At 49.5% G+C, this 1,429-nt stretch carries 1 protein-coding gene; it reads left to right on the top strand.

What is annotated here, in order from left to right; translation table 11 throughout:
• Nucleotides 1-1,429 (top strand): aldehyde dehydrogenase (NADP(+)) (locus FTT98_RS17750; RefSeq protein WP_180177622.1); only part of this gene is annotated, 1,429 nt, incomplete at both ends.

Raw genomic sequence — 1,429 nt, 5'->3', positions numbered from 1 at the left:
CTTTTGACTTCTTTCAGGCCACCGAACAGGAAGTCAACCGTGCAGTGGAAGCTGCCCATACTGCATTTAAAACCTACCGACATACTTCTCCTGAACAGCGGGCTCTATTCTTAGAATCCATCGCAGATGAACTCGATGCTTTGGGTGAAGACTTCCTCAATACGATTTCTCAAGAAACGGCTTTACCTATTGCTCGTCTGCAAGGTGAACGCGGCCGTACCAGCGGGCAAATGCGCCTGTTCGCGAAAGTATTACGTCGCGGTGATTTCCTGGGTGCACGAATTGATACCGCACTACCAGACCGTCAACCTTTACCACGACCAGACTTACGTCAGATTAAAATCGGTGTAGGGCCAGTTGCCGTTTTTGGGGCAAGTAACTTCCCTTTAGCATTCTCGACCGCCGGTGGTGATACCGCTTCTGCATTGGCAGCAGGTTGTTCTGTGGTGGTCAAAGCCCATAGCGGGCATATGGCCACTGCAGACTATGTGGCTCAGGCCATTGAACGTGCCGTTGAGAAAACAGGCATGCCCAAAGGGGTGTTTAACATGATCTATGGTAATGCTGTCGGTGCCTTACTGGTGAAACATCCATTAATTCAGGCCGTCGGTTTTACCGGTTCCCTCAAAGGTGGCCGTGCACTATGCGATATGGCAGCAGCACGTCCACAGCCGATTCCGGTCTTTGCTGAAATGAGCAGTATCAACCCGATGCTGATGCTGCCTGAAGCTTTAAAAAACCGTGGTGATCAGATTGCCCAGGAGCTGGCAGATTCAGTAGTACTGGGTTGTGGCCAATTCTGTACCAATCCAGGATTGATCCTGGGAATTAAATCACCTGAATATACACGGCTCATTGAACAGCTCAGTGAAATCATGGCAAACAAGCCGGCTCAAACCATGCTCAATGCAGGGACATTAAACAGCTATGTTTCTGGCTTATCGCATTTATCCGAGCATTCCGGCATTCAGCACCTGGCCGGTCAGGAGCAACAAGGGGAGCAGGCATTACCGCAACTCTTCAAAGCAGAGGTTGAACTGCTGCTTGCTGGTGATCAACTTCTGCAAGAAGAAATCTTTGGACCCACTACGATTGTGATTGAAGTAGAAGACAAAGCCCAGTTACTACAGGCTTTAAGCAGCATGAATGGACAGTTAACAGCTTCACTGATTGCGGATGAATCGGATCTGGTGGAGTTTGCCGATGTAGTACCGGTATTGGAAGAAAAGGCAGGCCGCTTATTGTTGAATGGCTATCCAACCGGTGTAGAAGTCTGTGATGCCATGGTACATGGCGGACCTTATCCGGCTACTTCAGACGCACGTGGTACTTCTGTGGGAACGTTGGCGATTGACCGTTATCTACGTCCGGTCTGCTACCAGAACTATCCGCAAAGTCTGTTGCCTGAAGCATTAAGAGATGAGAATCC

The organism is Acinetobacter sp. YH12039 (genome assembly GCF_013420015.1).
Classification (GTDB): domain Bacteria; phylum Pseudomonadota; class Gammaproteobacteria; order Pseudomonadales; family Moraxellaceae; genus Acinetobacter; species Acinetobacter amyesii.
The sequence above is the reverse complement of the archived record's forward strand: the minus strand, read 5'-3'. Positions and strand labels throughout refer to the sequence as shown.